Here is a 15484-nt window from a genome sequence, read left to right on the forward strand (position 1 = left end):
GGATGAAGCGAAGCGTAATCCGGGGATGTCGAGGTCACTGAAACGCCGGTCCCCGGATTGCGCTACGCTTCATCCGGGCTACGGGCCGGAGTTTCAAATCACCGTCGGCGCGATGAGGTTGTCTTCAGCATCGACGCCGGCGGTGCTGGTCGTCACATCGCCATCGATCTTGATGCCATCCGTTGCCAGCAGCCGCAGCGCCTGTGGATAGATCTGGTGTTCGACACTGAGCACGCGCGCCGCCAGCGTTTCCGCCGTGTCGTCACCGGCAACCGGTACGGCGCCCTGCATCACGATCGGACCGGCATCGGTTTCCGGAATCACGAAATGCACCGTGGCACCGGAAATCTTGACGCCAGCGCGCAATGCCTGGCCGTGCGGATCGAGACCTGGGAACGACGGCAGCAGCGACGGATGGATGTTCAGCATCCGGCCATACCAGTGCTGGACGAATTCCGCCGTGAACAGGCGCATGAAGCCGGCGAGGCAGATCACCTCGATCTTGTGCTCGTCGAGCGCGGCCTGCAGCAACTTCTCGAAGCCGGCGCGGTCCTTGCCGAACGGCTTGCTCTCGATCACCAGCGTCTTGATGCCGTTGGCCTGCGCATTGGCGAGGCCAGGTGCATCCGCGCGGTTCGAGATCACGAGCGCGATCTTCGCCGGGAAGCCGTCGGCGGCAGCGGCCTCGATCAGCGCGGACATGTTCGATCCGCGGCCGGAAATCAGGATGGCGACGGGACGCATCACGGCCTCACAGTTTCAGGTCGAGATGCCCGTCATAGACCACGCGCTCGTCGCCCTTGGCTTCGATGACGTCGCCGAGCAGAGAAACGGTTTCGCCGCTCTCGCGCAGGATTTCCATGACCTGCTCGACGGCTTCGCGCTTGACGATGGCGATCATGCCGATGCCGCAATTGAAGGTGCGTAGCAGCTCAAGCTCGGCGATGTCGCCTTCGGCGGCGAGCCATTTGAAGACGGGCAGCACATTGAGGGCGGGCAGATCGATGCGGACGCCGAGATCCTTCGGCAGCACGCGCGGAATGTTGTCGGTGAAACCGCCGCCGGTGATATGGGCGAGGCCCTTCACGGCGCCGGTCTCGCGGATCGCGCGCAGGCAGGACTTCACATAGAGTTTGGTCGGGGTCAGCAGCGCGCCACCCAGCGTCATCACCGGCGAGAACGGCGCCTTGTCGGCATAGGACAGGCCGGTGCGCTCGACGATCTTGCGGACCAGCGAGAAACCATTGGAATGCACACCCGACGAGGCCAGGCCGATCACGGCGTCGCCGACGGCCATGTCCTTGGTCGGCAACAGGGTGCCGCGCTCGGCGGCGCCAACCGAAAAGCCGCCAAGATCGTAATCCCCGTCCTTGTAGAGGCCGGGCATTTCCGCGGTCTCGCCGCCGATCAGGGCGCAGCCGGACTCACGGCAGCCTTCGGCGATGCCGGCGACGATCGAGGCGGTGGCTTCCGGGTCGAGCTTGCCGCAGGCGAAATAGTCGAGAAAGAACAGCGGCTCGGCGCCCTGGACCACGAGGTCGTTGACCGACATGGCGACGAGGTCGATGCCGATCCCGTTATGGACATTGGCCTCGATGGCAATCTTGACCTTGGTGCCGACGCCGTCCGTGGCCGCCACCAGGATCGGGTCCTTGAAGCCCGCGGCCTTGAGATCGAACAAGCCGCCAAAGCCGCCGATCTCGGCATCGGCGCCGGGACGGGCAGTGGCGCGGACCATCGGCTTGATGAGGTCGACCAGCCGGTTGCCGGCATCGATGTCGACGCCTGCATCCGCGTAAGTGAGGCCTTTTTTCTGGTCGGTCATGCCCGGTATCCTGGCGAAGTGCGAAATTGTGAATTTTCCGCTGGTTACGTCGGAAATTGCCCCTGCGCAATGGCTCGTAAACGCTATCCCGGCTACTATCTCAGCGGTATGCCGGTCAGAGCCGCCACGCTCGGATTTTGGCACGGGCCGAAGCCGGAAAACACCAGTTGAGCATCCCCAACATCATCACCCTGGGCCGCATCCTGCTGGTTCCCATCGTCGTCTGGGCGATTGCATCTGGCCAGATGCAGATCGCCTTTGCGGTTTTCATCATCGCCGGGGTCAGCGATGCCGTGGATGGCTTCCTCGCCAAGCGCTTCAACATGGCCAGCGAACTCGGCGCCTTGCTCGATCCGCTGGCTGACAAGGCCCTTCTGGTGTCGATCTACGTGTCCCTGGGGATATGGGGGGCAGTGCCGCGCTGGCTGGTGATTCTGGTGGTGTCGCGGGATATCATGATCGTGGGTGCCGTGATCGTCTCCTGGCTGTTCGGCAAGCCGATCCCGATGAAGCCGCTGATGGTCTCGAAGCTCAATACGGTGGCCCAGGTGGCATTCGCCGCCTTGGTCCTCGCGGCCCTCGGATTTGGTTTCAATTCGTCGCCTTACGACTTGATTTTAATGGGTTTTGTGACCGTTCTGACGCTCGCCTCCGTTGGCCTTTACCTTGTGGAGTGGGTGAGGCACATGAGCACGATCGAGACGGGCGCGCGCCCTGAGTAATTGCCGGTCACCCGGCCTGGAGTATCTGCGTGTCTGTTCGCGTCCAACCCCGTCAACTGGCGTTTGCATTGCCTCATGCGGAGAGCCTGTCGCGCGACGACTTTCTCGAAGGCACCGCCAATGCCGAGGCGCTGGGGTTGATCGACAGCTGGCCGGACTGGCCAAATCGCGTGATGCTGCTGGCCGGGCCGGAAGGCTCGGGCAAGAGCCATCTGGCGGCGATCTGGGCCGAGGAGGCCGGTGCGCGTTCGACCATGGCACACGCGCTGACCGCCGCGACCGTTCCGGGCGCATTGGCCACCGGTGCCGTCGTGGTCGAGGATCTGAGCCCCGACAGCTTCGACGAGCGGGCAATGTTTCATCTTCTCAATCTTGCCCGCGAGGATGGTGCTTACGTGCTCATCACCGCCCGGATTGCACCGGTTGCCATGGAGATCGCGTTGCGCGATCTGCGCTCGCGCCTGCGGGCCGTCCCCGTGGTCCAGCTCAAGGCGCCGGACGATCATCTTTTCCGGGCGCTGATCGTCAAATTCTGTGCCGATCGCCAGATGAGCATCGACGAGAATGTCGTGAGCTATATCGCCAGCCGGATCGAACGATCATTTGTTGCGGCGCGGCGCACCGTCGAGCTGCTGGACAGCGAAGCTCTGCGCCTCGGCCGGCCCGTCACACGAGCCCTTGCCGCCGAGCTGTTGCGGGAATCCTGAGCCATCAAAACAGGGTTTCGCTTGTGCGGAAACCCCGTACACTGCCCGTCATGTCCGACATCGCGCCACCTCCCGAACCGAGCGACGCAGACGACTCCGACGCGACAGCCGACGCTTTGGAGCCGATCGGCACGTCGCGCGATGGGTATTGCATTCCGAGGTGGTCGCCTCGTTTGTGTCATATAACTGTCATGTGACCGTTGCGGAGAATGCGGGTATTGGCTGGTTAAGACCACGACTCGAATTGGATGGATGACGACCTGATGGACTCTGCTGAAGAGATTGCGATTGAAGAGAAAAAGGGTGAGGCCAAGGCGGTCGACGTGATCGCATCGGGGCCCGAACGTTTCATCAATCGCGAGCTCTCCTGGCTGCATTTCAATCGTCGTGTGCTGGAGGAATCGGTCAATCCCGGCCATCCGGCACTGGAACGCGTCCGCTTCCTGTCGATCTCCGCCAACAATCTCGATGAATTCTTCATGGTCCGCGTCGCCGGCCTGAAGGCACAGGTCCGCGAGGGGATCACCGAGCGCAGTCCGGATGGGCTGACGCCGGCTGAACAGCTTGTGCTGATCAATGCGTCCGTATCCAAGCTTGCCACCGACCAGCAGGCCATCTGGCGCGAGCAGCGCAACATGCTGGCCGATGTCGGCATCGTGCTGCTCGACGGCAAGGATGTCACCAAGGCCGAACGCAGCTGGATCGAGGATCATTTCCTCCACAACATCTTTCCGCTGCTGACGCCGCTGGCCATCGATCCCGCGCATCCATTTCCGTTCATCCCGAATCTCGGCTTCACCATCGCGCTGCACCTGACGCGCGTGGCCGACGGCAAGACGATGAATGCGCTGATCCGCATGCCAGGCAAGATCGATCGCTTCATCCGCCTGCCCAATCCCGGCAAGGATGGCGAAGCGCGCCTGATCACGCTGGAGCAGGCGACCGGCCTGTTTATCGGCCGTCTCTTCCCCGGTTATGTCGTGCAGGGGCAGGGTGCCTTCCGCATCATTCGCGACAGCGAACTGGAAGTCGAAGAAGAAGCGGAAGATCTCGTCCGCCTGTTCGAGTCCGCCCTGAAGCGCCGCCGCCGCGGTTCGGTGATCCGCCTCGAGATCGAGGCGACCATGCCGGTCGAGTTGCGCGCCTTCGTGCAGCGTGCGCTGGCGACCTCCGACGATGAAATCCTGCTGGTCGATGGCGTGCTCGCCATGAATGAGGTGTCGCAGCTGACGCGGCTCGATCGTTCGGACCTCGAATTCGTGCCTTACGTGCCGCGCCATCCCGAGCGCGTGCGCGATCATGGCGGCGATATCTTCGCGGCGATCCGGCAGAAGGATCTGGTGGTTCATCACCCCTATGAATCCTTCGACGTGGTCGTCCAGTTCCTGCAGCAGGCGGCACGCGACCCCGACGTGGTCGCGATCAAGCAGACGCTGTATCGCACCTCCAACAACTCTCCGATCGTGCGCACGCTGGTCGAGGCGGCTGAAGCCGGCAAGTCGGTGACGGCGCTGGTCGAACTGCGCGCGCGCTTCGATGAGGAAGCCAATATCCGTTGGGCCCGCGACCTCGAACGCGCCGGCGTGCAGGTGGTCTATGGCTTCCTCGAACTCAAGACCCACGCCAAGCTGTCCCTCGTGGTGCGCCGCGAGGGCGGTGCGCTGACGACTTATGTCCATACCGGCACCGGCAATTATCATCCGGTTACCGCGCGCATCTATACGGACCTTTCCTACTTCACGTCCGATCCGATCATCGGCCGCGATGTGGCGCGTGTGTTCAATTACATCACCGGCTATGCCGAGCCGAGCGACATCGAAAAGATGGCGGTGTCGCCGCTGACGCTGCGCAAGCAGATCATCGATCACATCAAGGGCGAGGCGGAATTCGCGCGGGCCGGCAAGCCCGGCGCCATCTGGCTCAAGATGAATGCGCTGGTCGATCCCGGCATCATCGATGCCCTGTATGAGGCGTCAAAGGCGGGTGTGTCCATCGAGCTCATCATTCGCGGTATCTGCTGCCTGCGGCCGGGCGTGCCCGGTCTCTCGGAGAACATCCGGGTCAAGTCGATCATCGGCCGATTCCTCGAACATTGCCGCATCTATTGCTTCGGCATGGGCCACGGCCTGCCGAGCCCGAAGGCGATGATCTACATCTCGTCGGCCGACATGATGCCCCGCAATCTCGATCGTCGCGTCGAGGTCCTGTGCCCGTTGCAAAACCCGACGGTGCATACGCAGGTGCTGGAACAGATCATGGTCGCCAACCTGAAGGACACCGAGCAGAGCTGGCGGTTGTTGCCCGATGGGTCGTCAACGCGTATGAAGGCTGCGAAGGGTGAGGAGCCCTTCAACGTACATAACTACTTCATGACGAATCCGAGTCTGTCTGGCCGTGGAAAGTCGCTCGAGAAATCATCGCCGCGGCGGCTCACACGCCGCTCCGAACGCCAGCAATCGTCGTAAGGGATCGGCTTCGTGGTAGCACGCGCGCGCCAACGCGCCCAAAGCGTTGCAGTCATTGATATCGGCTCGAACTCCGTTCGTCTCGTTGTCTATGAATCGCTGGCCCGCAGCCTCGTCACCATCTTCAACGAGAAGGCGCTGTGCGGTCTCGGTCGCGAGGTTCAGAGCACGGGGCTCCTTGCGCGGGATGCCGTTGACAAGGCGTTGACGGCGCTGCGGCGCTTCCGCGCGCTGTGCAAGATCATGAAGGTCGGTCGCGTCTACGCGATCGCGACCGCTGCGGCGCGCGATGCCAGCAATGGACCGGATTTCATTGCGGCGGCAGAGAAGATCTGCGGCTGCGAGATCCAGATCATCTCTGGCCCGCGTGAGGCAAAGCTCTCTGCACTCGGTGTCATCTCGGGCGTCCACAAGCCGGATGGTCTCGTCGGCGACATGGGTGGCGGTTCGCTCGAACTGATCGACGTGCGTGGCAACTCGCTGCGGCAGGGCATCACGCTGCCGCTGGGCGGTCTCGCCTTGCAGGACGCGTCAAAGGACTCGCCGAAGCGTGCCGAGCGTATCATCGCCAAGGCGTTTGCCGATGTCGCGCAGCTCAAGGCCTGCGCCGGCCGCAATTTCTATGCGGTGGGCGGGACATGGCGCGCGCTCGCGCGGCTGCACATCCTGCAAAGCGGTTATCCGCTCAAGGTGATGCACGGCTACACGATCTCTGCGGCAGATGCGCTCAGCTTCGTGCGTCGCGTGCGCCGTTTTGCGGTCGCGAATGTGCTTGCAGATATCGAGACGATTACCGAAGCGCGGCAGCCGCTGCTGGTCTATGCAGCGATCCTGCTTGAACACATCATCCGCATCGGCAAGCCGAAGGCGATCGTTTTCTCCACCTATGGCGTTCGCGAAGGCCTGTTCTACGAGATGCTGTCGCCGGCGCAGCGCGCGGAAGACGGTTTGCTCGGCGCGGCCGAGACCATGAACAAGCTGTATTCACGCTCGGCGCGCCATGCGCAGGAGCTGAGCAACTGGAGCGATCATTTCGCGCGTGTGGCGAAATTGCCGGAGACAGATGAAGACAAGCGCTTGCGCCGCATCGCCTGTCTTCTCTCGGACATCGGCTGGCGGGTGCATCCCGATCATCGCGGTGAACAGACGCTTCATCTGATCACCAACGGCAATTTCGGCTCGATCGATCATCACGGCCGCGCCTTCCTCGCGCTGTCGGTGTATTACCGCTATGCCGGCTTCAGCGAAGAGAACGAGCCTCCGGAAATCGTCCGCGCCCTGGTGACGCCGGCGCAGGTGGAGCGCGCGCGTTTGCTCGGCGCGCTGTTCCGCGTGGCGCATCTGATCTCGGCGGCGCAGCCGGGCGTTTTGCCGGCCGCGCATTTCACCGTTCAGGATCGCAAGATGATGCTCGTGTTCGAACACCGTCTCGTCGACCTTGTTGCCGACCGCGTCGGCAGCCGCTTCAAGCAGCTGGCGCGACTGGTCGGCAAGTCCGGCTCTATCGTCAGACGCTGATCGGCAACCTTAGTTGCCGACGCGGTTTTCCAGCGTTCCGATCTGCTCGATCTCAAGCGTCATGACATCGCCGGCCTTCAACGGGCGCGGCGGCGTCATGGCATAGCCGACGCCGGACGGCGTGCCGGTGGCGATGATGTCGCCGGGCTCCAGCGTCAGGCCAAGGGACAGCTCGCTGATGATGCGCGCGATCGGGAAGATCATGTGCTTCGTGTTGGAGCTCTGTCGAACTTCGCCATTCACCTTGAGTGATAGATCAAGCGCCTGGGGATCGCTGACGTCGCCGCGCTCTACCACCCACGGTCCCATCGGGCAGGTGCCGTCGAGGCCCTTGCCCTTGAACCACTGATCGTGGCGGCGCTGCACATCGCGGCCGGTGACGTCATTGATGATGGTGAAGCCGAAGATGTGATCGAGCGCGCTCTCGATGGGGATGTTGACGCCGCCGCGGCCGATCACGACGGCGAGCTCGACTTCGTAGTCGAGCATGGCGGTGACATTGGCGTGCAGCGGGACGGTCGCGCCATGGCCGACGACAGCGGTGCGCGGCTTCGTGAAGAATTGCGGATATTCCGGCAGCTTCACCTCGGTGCCCCGCGCCCGATATCCTTCCTCGACATGTTCGATGTAGTTGCGGCCGACGCAGAACACGTTCTTCCGCGGCGAGGGGATCGGCGCCTGCAGCGTCACGTCGGCGAGTTTGACGACGGCGCTTGGCGGTGCAGCGGAGGCCAGACGTCGCGCGGCTTCCAGCCCGGCGTCGCCGGCCTCGATCAGGCTGATCAGATCGGCAAATGCCGCGTTCGGCTCGGCCTTTGCGAGATCGAGGACGCGTTCACCATCGAGCATCACGCCCAGACGCGACGCGCCGCTCGACACAATCGATACGAATTTCATGACGTCTCCGCGAAAGCGCTGTCCTTGAACGGCAGCCCGGCATTTGTGCCAGAGATCGGAGAGGTTTGGGAAGGCCCGTGAGGGCCTGCCCAAGAAGAGCAGGGCTCAGCTGCGATCGACGCGGATGACGCGGCCTTTTTCCATCGCCAGCGCGAGGCGGCCGTGCTTGAGCGCAAGGGCGTCCTTGCCGAACAGCTCATGTCGCCAGCCTTGCAGGGCGCCGACATCGGCATTGTCGTTGATGGCGATCTGCTCGAGATCGTCCACGGTGGCGATCACCTTGCTGGCGACGGCATGACGTTCGGAGGTCATGCGCAGCAGAACCTTCAGCAACTCGACCGTGGCCGCACCATTGCCATTGCCGCGCGGCTTTTCCAGCTTGGGCAGCGTATTGGGATCGCGTTCGATGCCGCGTTGGATGGCTGCAAGGATGTCAGTGCCCCATTTCGAGCGCTCAAAGCCTTTCGGCAGCGAGCGCAGATTGGCGAGCTTGTCCAGCGAGGTCGGCGCGTGGGTGGCGATGTCGCCGACGGCGTCGTCCTTCAGCACGCGCGAGCGCGGCACGTCGCGGCTCTGGGCTTCCTGCTCGCGCCAGGCCGCCACTTCCATCAGCACCGCCAGCTCCTTCGGCTTGCGGACGCGGGTCTTGAGGCGCTCCCAGGCGCGCTCGGGATGGAAGTCGTACGTCTTGGGCGAGGTGAGGATCTTCATCTCCTCGCTCACCCAGTCGCTGCGATTGCGCTTTTTCAGGTCGGCGTCGAGCTTGGCAAACACATCGCGCAGATGCGTCACGTCGGAGACGGCGTAATGCAGCTGTTCTTCGGTCAGCGGGCGGCGCGACCAGTCGGTGAAGCGATGGGTCTTGTCGGGCCGATGGCCGGTGACGCGCTCGACGAGCTGGTCATAGGCGATGCTGTCGCCATAGCCGAGCACCATGGCGGCGACCTGCGTATCGAAGATCGGATGCGGCACCACGCCATTGCGATGGACCATGATCTCGATGTCCTGCCGGGCGGCATGGAAGACCTTCAGCACGGCTTCATTGTTCATCAATGCGAAGAACGGCGCGAGATCGATGCCTTCGGCGAGGGTGTCCACGACCACGGCGTCTTCGGCGCTGGCCATCTGCACGACGCAGAGCAGAGGATAGTAAGTGGTCTCGCGGAGGAATTCCGTATCGACGGTGATAACCGGATGCTGGGCGAGGCGCTCACAGGCAGCGGCGAGTTGGTCGGTGGTGGTGATCAGTTCCATGGATGGTCCATAACGCTTTTATCAAACGCGTTCGGCCCAAAACGCTGGTGAGTCAAGGGAATCCCGCAGATTTGAGGTCTGCGGGCGCAAAAATGGGGTAATCAGGTGCCGCAGAATGTGCGTAACACGCGCTCATCCATGGCCGGCGGATTGGTATAATCCGCCATCTGCGGTTGATCTTCATAGGGTTTTGCCAGCACGGCGACCAGTTCCTCGAACGGCGCGAAGTCGTCGGCCAGTGCCGCCTGGATCGCAGCCTCGATGCGGTGATTACGCGGGATGAAGGCCGGATTGACGGCATTCATGGCCTTTTCCCGCGTTGCACCATCCTGGGATTCCTGACTGAGTCGCTGTCGCCACCGTGCGGCCCATTCGTCATAGGCGGCGGGATAGGTGAACTGGGCTCGGACGTCGGCATCCTTGGCGGCATCCGCTGCGGCCGCGCCGAGATGGCGGAAGGTGTTGGTGAAGTCAGCCTGGTTGGCCGTCATCGCGGCGAGCAAATCCTGCACCAGCGCTTCGTCATCGGGCTGTATGGTGAACAGACCGATCTTCTTGCGCAGGCCGGTCTGATAGGCCTCGTTGAAGATGTCGGTGAAGGCGCCGAGAGCGTTTTGCGCGAGGTCGATGGCGGTCTTCTCGTCGCCGTCGATCAGCGGCAGCAGGGTCTCGGCAAAGCGGGTCAGATTCCACAGCGCGATGCGCGGCTGGTTCGCATAGGCATAGCGGCCCATCTCGTCGATGGAGCTGTAGACCGTTGCGGGATCATAGGCGTCCATGAAGGCGCAGGGGCCGTAATCGATCGTTTCGCCCGAGATCGAGCAGTTGTCGGTGTTCATCACGCCGTGGATGAAGCCGACATGCAGCCAGCGCGCGACCAACTCGGCCTGCCGCCTGATGACGACATCCAGCAGGGCGCGATGGGGATGCTCGGCCTTGGCGAGATCCGGATAGTGCCGGTTGATGACGTGATCGGCGAGATGCCGGAGCCCGTCGATATCCTGCCGTGCGGCAAAGAACTGGAAGGTGCCGACGCGGATATGGCTGGACGCCACACGCGTCAGCACCGCACCTGGCAGCATCGTCTCGCGCTGGACTTTCTCGCCGGTGATCACGGCGGCGAGCGAGCGCGTGGTTGGAATGCCGAGAGCGAACATCGCCTCGCTCACGATATATTCGCGCAGCACCGGGCCGAGGGCTGCACGGCCATCGCCACGGCGCGAGAACGGTGTCGGGCCCGAGCCCTTGAGCTGGATGTCGCGGCGGATGCCATCGGTGTCGATCACCTCGCCAAGAAGGATCGCGCGGCCGTCACCGAGCTGGGCGACGAAATGGCCGAACTGGTGTCCCGCATAGGCCATGGCGAGCGGATCGGCGCCATCGGGCACGCGCTTGCCGGCAAGGACATCCACGCCCTCGGCGCTGGCGAGCCATTCCGGATCGAGCTTGAGCTGTTTGGCGAGCGCGGTGTTCAGCTTGATCAGCCGCGGCGCATTCACAGGCGTCGGCGCGACGCGGGCGAAGAAATTGGCGGGCAGGGCCGCATAGCTGTTGTCGAAGGGGAAGTGGACTGTCATGGCCTTAAGATAGGCCAGCGTGAGGGTTTCACAACCGCTCAATGCCGGTCATGCGCGGGAGAGACCCCGCGCATGACCGGTGAGGTTCAAGCCGCGCGAACCGTGTCGAGGAACTTGTCGACTTCGCCCTTCAGCCGGTTGCTCTCCATCGAGAGCGACTGCGCTGCAGCGAGGACCTGGCTCGAAGCGGAACCCGTTTCGGCAGCGCCGCGATTGACCTCGGTAACCTCATTGGCAACCTGGCCCGAGAGCTCCGCCGATTGCTGCACATTGCGTGCGATTTCCTGCGTTGCGGCACCTTGCTCCTCGACGGCTGCTGCGATGGCCGACGACACTTCCGAGATCAGCGTGATGGTCGCGCCGATCTCCTTGATGGTCTCCACGGTCTCGGTGCTGGCGGCCTGCATGCCGGCGATCTGGGTCGAGATTTCGTCGGTGGCCTTTGCCGTCTGCGAGGCGAGGGCCTTCACCTCGGCAGCGACGACTGCGAAGCCACGGCCGGCTTCACCGGCGCGGGCGGCTTCGATCGTTGCATTGAGCGCGAGGAGGTTGGTCTGCTCGGCGACGGCCGTGATCAGCTTGACGACGTCGTCGATGCGGGCCGTTGCCTGGGTCAGCTTGGTAATGCTGGCATTGGTCTTCTCGGCCTGCTGAACGGCGGTCGCAGCGATGCGGTTCGACTCCTGGACCTGACGACCGATTTCATTGACCGACGAGGTGATCTCTTCCGTCGCGGCGGCAACCGACTGGACGTTTTGCGAGACTTCGGTCGAGGCGGAAGCAGCCGAACCAGACAGGGTCATGGTCACGTCCGAGGTGCGGGTCAGCGTTGTGGCCGACGCTTCCAGCTCCGTCGAGGCTGACGACAGCGAGTGCACGAGCTCGCCGATCATCGCCTCGAAATTGCGCGTCGCATTGTTGATGGTCTCAGCGCGTGCTGCCTTGATCCTGGCTTCCGCGCCAGCCGCCTCGTCGCTGCTGCGCTTGGCGATCAGCGCGTTCTTGAAGATCTGCAATGCGCTGGCGATGCGGCCGATCTCGGTGCTCTCGCCCTGATGCGGAATGCCAACATCGAGATCGCCATCGGTCAGCTTGCCCATCGGATTGAGGATCGACGAGATGCCGCCCGAAATATCGCGGACCAGATAGATCGCAGCGCCGATGCCGGCCACGACAGCAGCAGCGAGGATCGCGATCATCATCCAGATCGAACTGGCGTAGGTGGCGTCGGCATGAGCGCCGGCTTCGCCTGCACCCTTGTCATTCATCTCGGTGAGCTTGGCGAGCGTGGCATCCATGGCGCGACCGGTCGGAACGACCTTCTTGGCATTGATGTCCTTCGCCGCGTTCATGTCGCCCTTGGTGGCCAACGCCTGAACGTCATTCGCAGCGCTGATGAAGGCTGCCCACTCCTTGCCGAGCTTGTCGGCCAGTTCCCGCTCGGCCGGTGAGGATACGAGCGGCGCATAGGCCTTGGCGGCCTTGTCGAAGTCGGCCTTGCGGGCGGCCAGGTTCTTGTCGACATCCGGACGGTCCGCATCGGCGACGATCAGGTGGTCGCGCAGCACGGCGCGGTAGCGGGCGGACTGGATCCGCATTTCGCCGATCCAGCGGACGCTGGGCAGCCAGGAGTCCTTGATGTCGTGGGTCGCGGCATTCATTGCGCGCATCTGGAACACGGCGAGGCCGCCGATCGCGGCAATGGCGACGAACAGGAAGGCGACAATGACAAAGAGTTTGGTGCTGATCGAATATCTGGCGAGCACGGATGTGATCCTCGGCGTTTGTGGCCGCGAACCCCGGTTTGACCATGATGGCAATGGAGGACACGCGGCAAGGCAATGAATGCAGCAAGTTCCAGCTGAAGAGCCTGCCTTCAAAACGAGCAGGTTTCATGCGGATGACACTGAGGGGCGGCCGTCAAGTTTCGGTAAATTTTTATGCAATTCTCTGTAAGCGGTTGATTTTGTCGCGGAAATACCTCCCTGCGGCGTTCGCTTCGCGAACTGCCGACCTGCCTTTGGCTGAACGGTCCTGACGATGCACCCTTGGGGTGCGGGTTTCGCTCGCGTACACAGCCTTTCGGAGGGTGAGGCACAAGAGGGGAGAATTGCTTCTGCGCGGCTGTACACCGCGAGGCCAGGACGGAGGGCCATTCTGTTGCCGCGCATGATCCGGTCGGGTAAACCCTGCGCTTCGCGCCTTTAGCGCGACGTCGATTCTGACCTCTGAAGCACTTCCAGGATAATCATGCATCGCTACCGGTCCCACACCTGCGGCGCGCTCCGCGACAGCCATATCGATCAGACCGTGCGCCTGTCCGGCTGGTGCCATCGTATCCGCGACCATGGCGGCGTGCTGTTCATCGACCTGCGCGATCATTACGGTCTGACCCAGTGCGTTGCCGATCCGGATTCGCCGGCCTTCAAGACCGCCGAGACGCTGCGCTCGGAATGGGTTGTCCGTATCGACGGCAAGGTGCGTCGCCGTCCGGAAGGGACCAACAATGACGAACTTCCGACCGGACAGGTCGAAATCTATATCGACGAGATCGAAGTGCTCGGTCCGGCCGCCGAATTGCCGCTGCCGGTGTTCGGCGATCAGGAATATCCGGAAGACATCCGCCTGAAATTCCGCTTCCTCGATTTGCGTCGCGAGAAGCTGCATCAGAACATCATGACCCGCGGCGCCATCATCGACAGCATGCGCCGTCGCATGAAGGACAGCGGCTTCTTCGAATTCCAGACGCCGATCCTGACCGCATCGTCGCCGGAAGGCGCGCGCGACTTCCTGGTGCCGTCGCGCATCCATCCCGGCAAGTTCTACGCGCTGCCGCAGGCGCCGCAGCAGTACAAGCAGCTGCTGATGATGTCGGGCTTCGATCGCTACTTCCAGATCGCGCCATGCTTCCGCGACGAAGATCCGCGCGCCGACCGTCTGCCGGGTGAATTCTACCAGCTCGATCTCGAAATGAGCTTCATCGAGCAGGAAGACGTATTCGCCGCGATGGAGCCGGTGATCACCGGCATCTTCGAGGAATTCGCCAATGGCAAGCCGGTCAGCAAGGACTGGCCGCGCATCCCATACGCCGAAGCCATTCGGAAATACGGCAGCGACAAGCCGGACCTGCGCAACCCGCTGGTCATGCAGGACGTCTCCGAACATTTCCGTGGTTCGGGCTTCAAGGTTTTCGCGCGCATGCTCGAAGACCCGAAGAACCAGGTCTGGGCCATTCCCGGTCCGACCGGCGGCAGCCGCGCATTCTGCGACCGCATGAATTCCTGGGCACAGGGCGAAGGTCAGCCCGGCCTCGGCTACATCATGTGGCGCGAGAACAATGAGGGCGCAGGCCCCATCGCCAACAATATCGGTGCCGAGCGTGCCGAGGCGGTCCGTGCTGCACTTGGCCTCAAGGCCGGCGATGCCGCCTTCTTCGTCGCGGGTGATCCCGAGAAGTTCTACAAGTTCGCCGGTCTCGCCCGTAACAAGGTGGCCGACGACCTGAACCTTGCCGACAAGGAGCAGTTCAAGCTCGCCTGGATCGTCGACTTCCCGATGTTCGAATACAACGAGGACGACAAGAAGGTCGACTTCGCGCACAACCCGTTCTCGATGCCGCAGGGTGGTCTCGATGCGCTCAACGGGCAGGACCCGCTGACCATCCGTGCCTTCCAGTACGACATCGCCTGCAACGGTTTCGAAATCGCTTCGGGTGGCATCCGCAACCACAAGCCGGAAGCCATGGTGAAGGCGTTCGAGATCGCCGGTTACGGCGAGGAGACGGTGATCGAGCGTTTTGGCGGCATGTATCGTGCGTTCCAGTATGGCGCGCCGCCGCATGGCGGCATGGCTGCTGGCGTCGATCGCATCGTCATGCTGCTCTGTGGCACCAACAATCTGCGCGAGATCTCGCTGTTCCCGATGAACCAGCGTGCCGAAGACCTGCTGATGGGCGCGCCGTCGGAAGCGTCGCCCAAGCAGCTGCGTGAAGCGCATATCCGGCTGAACCTGCCGGAGAAGTGAGCTCTGCTTGTTTCACCTCTCCCCCGGTGCGAAGCGAAGCTTCGCTAGAGGGGAGAGGTGAAGGTAAGAGCGAAGCCTTTTACTTGCTCTGAATATCGATATCGAACAGCGTGAACGCGGTCGCCGGGTCGTTCTTCGTCAGCTCCATGAACTGCATCACCGGCAGCTTTGCGCGCGGCGTGATTTTCAGCGCCAGGGTGCCGTTCTGCTTCTCGATGAGGTTCGCAACTGCGTCGGCGAGACGACCGGAAACGGGATCGTTATTGCCGGCGGCGCGGCCTTTCGTTCTGATCTCGTCAGCGAGCGTGGAGCGTGCCTGTTCGGTCGGGACATTCTGCTTGCGGGCATATTGAGCGATCGAAAGGTCGACGGCGCCGAGATCGCGGCCGGTGATTTCAATCGCGCCATATTCGATCGGCAACGCCGCCATCATGGCCTGCTGCGGATTGGTGGTGAACAGACCGCGCGGGACATTCTCGAGCGACATCTTTGCATT

At 62.8% G+C, this 15484-nt stretch carries 11 protein-coding genes and 1 pseudogene; 5 read left to right on the forward strand and 7 right to left on the reverse strand.

Features of this window, described 5'->3' with window-relative positions:
- Positions 1-93: 93 nt before the first annotated feature.
- Both purN and purM read right to left on the reverse strand, forming a co-directional pair.
- Positions 94-744 (reverse strand): phosphoribosylglycinamide formyltransferase, encoded by a 651-nt coding sequence (gene purN / locus ACIQ17_RS13040; RefSeq protein ID WP_398469184.1) that lies wholly within the window; start codon positions 742-744, stop codon positions 94-96.
- 7 nt (positions 745-751) lie between these two features.
- The gene (gene purM / locus ACIQ17_RS13045) at positions 752-1825 is read right to left on the reverse strand and encodes a phosphoribosylformylglycinamidine cyclo-ligase (protein ID WP_398469186.1); all 1074 of its coding nucleotides are present in this window, start codon (positions 1823-1825) and stop codon (positions 752-754) included.
- Positions 1826-1992: 167 nt separating this feature from the next.
- Here purM and ACIQ17_RS13050 point away from each other — a divergent pair, with 167 nt between their 5' ends.
- The 4 genes from ACIQ17_RS13050 to ppx all read left to right on the forward strand — a co-directional run bounded on the left by ACIQ17_RS13050 (position 1993) and on the right by ppx (position 7237).
- Positions 1993-2547, forward strand: coding sequence for a CDP-alcohol phosphatidyltransferase family protein (locus tag ACIQ17_RS13050; protein WP_398469204.1), 555 nt, complete (start codon positions 1993-1995; stop codon positions 2545-2547).
- Between the two features lie 29 nt (positions 2548-2576).
- On the forward strand, positions 2577-3254 hold the full coding sequence (locus ACIQ17_RS13055) for a chromosomal replication initiator DnaA (protein ID WP_398469188.1): 678 nt from the start codon (positions 2577-2579) through the stop codon (positions 3252-3254).
- A 263-nt stretch (positions 3255-3517) separates the two neighbouring features.
- Positions 3518-5719: an RNA degradosome polyphosphate kinase gene (locus ACIQ17_RS13060; protein WP_398469190.1), complete on the forward strand. Its 2202-nt coding sequence runs from the start codon at positions 3518-3520 to the stop codon at positions 5717-5719.
- Between the two features lie 12 nt (positions 5720-5731).
- Positions 5732-7237: an exopolyphosphatase gene (gene ppx / locus ACIQ17_RS13065; RefSeq protein WP_398469192.1), complete on the forward strand. Its 1506-nt coding sequence runs from the start codon at positions 5732-5734 to the stop codon at positions 7235-7237.
- Positions 7238-7246: 9 nt separating this feature from the next.
- Here the strand turns inward: ppx and ACIQ17_RS13070 are convergent, their stop codons facing one another.
- The 4 genes from ACIQ17_RS13070 to ACIQ17_RS13085 all read right to left on the reverse strand — a co-directional run bounded on the left by ACIQ17_RS13070 (position 7247) and on the right by ACIQ17_RS13085 (position 12731).
- Positions 7247-8134 (reverse strand): fumarylacetoacetate hydrolase family protein, encoded by an 888-nt coding sequence (locus tag ACIQ17_RS13070; protein ID WP_398469194.1) that lies wholly within the window; start codon positions 8132-8134, stop codon positions 7247-7249.
- A 105-nt stretch (positions 8135-8239) separates the two neighbouring features.
- Complete coding sequence (rnd, locus tag ACIQ17_RS13075; protein WP_398469196.1) at positions 8240-9388, reverse strand: ribonuclease D; 1149 nt, start codon at positions 9386-9388, stop codon at positions 8240-8242.
- Between the two features lie 101 nt (positions 9389-9489).
- Positions 9490-10965: a YdiU family protein gene (locus tag ACIQ17_RS13080; protein ID WP_398469206.1), complete on the reverse strand. Its 1476-nt coding sequence runs from the start codon at positions 10963-10965 to the stop codon at positions 9490-9492.
- A gap of 86 nt (positions 10966-11051) precedes the next feature.
- The gene (locus tag ACIQ17_RS13085) at positions 11052-12731 is read right to left on the reverse strand and encodes a methyl-accepting chemotaxis protein (protein WP_398469198.1); all 1680 of its coding nucleotides are present in this window, start codon (positions 12729-12731) and stop codon (positions 11052-11054) included.
- 484 nt (positions 12732-13215) lie between these two features.
- On the opposite strand from ACIQ17_RS13085, the gene aspS reads away from it, so the two are divergent.
- A complete protein-coding gene (gene aspS, locus ACIQ17_RS13090; RefSeq protein ID WP_398469200.1) occupies positions 13216-14988 on the forward strand; it encodes an aspartate--tRNA ligase in 1773 nt (590 codons plus the stop codon).
- A gap of 79 nt (positions 14989-15067) precedes the next feature.
- On the opposite strand, the pseudogene ACIQ17_RS13095 reads toward aspS, so the two are convergent.
- A pseudogene (locus ACIQ17_RS13095) lies at positions 15068-15484 on the reverse strand (hypothetical protein); the annotation flags it as partial.

The organism is Tardiphaga sp. (genome assembly GCF_044340795.1).
Taxonomy (GTDB): domain Bacteria; phylum Pseudomonadota; class Alphaproteobacteria; order Rhizobiales; family Xanthobacteraceae; genus Tardiphaga.

What these genes read in the sequence shown, in the direction of transcription:
- purN (WP_398469184.1), bottom strand. Translation starts at nt 744, where the DNA reads ATGCGTCCCGTCGCCATCCTGATTTCCGGCCGCGGATCGAACATGTCC.
- purM (WP_398469186.1), bottom strand. Translation starts at nt 1,825, where the DNA reads ATGACCGACCAGAAAAAAGGCCTCACTTACGCGGATGCAGGCGTCGAC.
- ACIQ17_RS13060 (WP_398469190.1), top strand. Translation starts at nt 3,518, where the DNA reads ATGGACTCTGCTGAAGAGATTGCGATTGAAGAGAAAAAGGGTGAGGCC.
- ACIQ17_RS13070 (WP_398469194.1), bottom strand. Translation starts at nt 8,134, where the DNA reads ATGAAATTCGTATCGATTGTGTCGAGCGGCGCGTCGCGTCTGGGCGTG.
- rnd (WP_398469196.1), bottom strand. Translation starts at nt 9,388, where the DNA reads ATGGAACTGATCACCACCACCGACCAACTCGCCGCTGCCTGTGAGCGC.
- ACIQ17_RS13080 (WP_398469206.1), bottom strand. Translation starts at nt 10,965, where the DNA reads ATGACAGTCCACTTCCCCTTCGACAACAGCTATGCGGCCCTGCCCGCC.
- aspS (WP_398469200.1), top strand. Translation starts at nt 13,216, where the DNA reads ATGCATCGCTACCGGTCCCACACCTGCGGCGCGCTCCGCGACAGCCAT.